The sequence below is a fragment of the Pseudostreptobacillus hongkongensis genome, from assembly GCF_001559795.1.
GTDB classification, from domain to species: domain Bacteria; phylum Fusobacteriota; class Fusobacteriia; order Fusobacteriales; family Leptotrichiaceae; genus Pseudostreptobacillus; species Pseudostreptobacillus hongkongensis.
In genome coordinates this window covers 1-292 of the sequence record NZ_LOHY01000035.1, presented here as the reverse complement: position 1 = coordinate 292, position 292 = coordinate 1, and the positions used below count along the sequence as shown (strand labels likewise).

Genomic DNA, 292 nt, shown 5'->3' with positions numbered 1-292 from the left:
TCTTCAAATTCAAGAGTTAAATTTACAGTACCTAAAACCTTACAATTTCCATTTTTCACCTTAAGTCATGTTCATGATACATTAGATTTTGTTACATCTTATGTATAAGCATTACCTGTTGTATTAGAACCATCTTTAGTAACTGTTATTGGACTATTATGAGCATTTGCAACGGTAGGTTGTGCAGTCCGTCTCTTATTTTCAACTTGCGTTGTCGTTGAATACTTTGTTGTTAAATAAGAAGGAACTGTACTCCCAGTTAATGTAACTGCATTAGAAGCTGCAATCGCAC

1 protein-coding gene is annotated in these 292 nt (G+C 33.6%); it reads right to left on the bottom strand.

Annotated elements, in window-relative coordinates; translation table 11 throughout:
• Positions 1-98: 98 nt before the first annotated feature.
• The coding region (locus tag AYC59_RS07875; protein WP_169792206.1) for a hypothetical protein at positions 99-292 on the bottom strand (194 nt) is incomplete at its 5' end.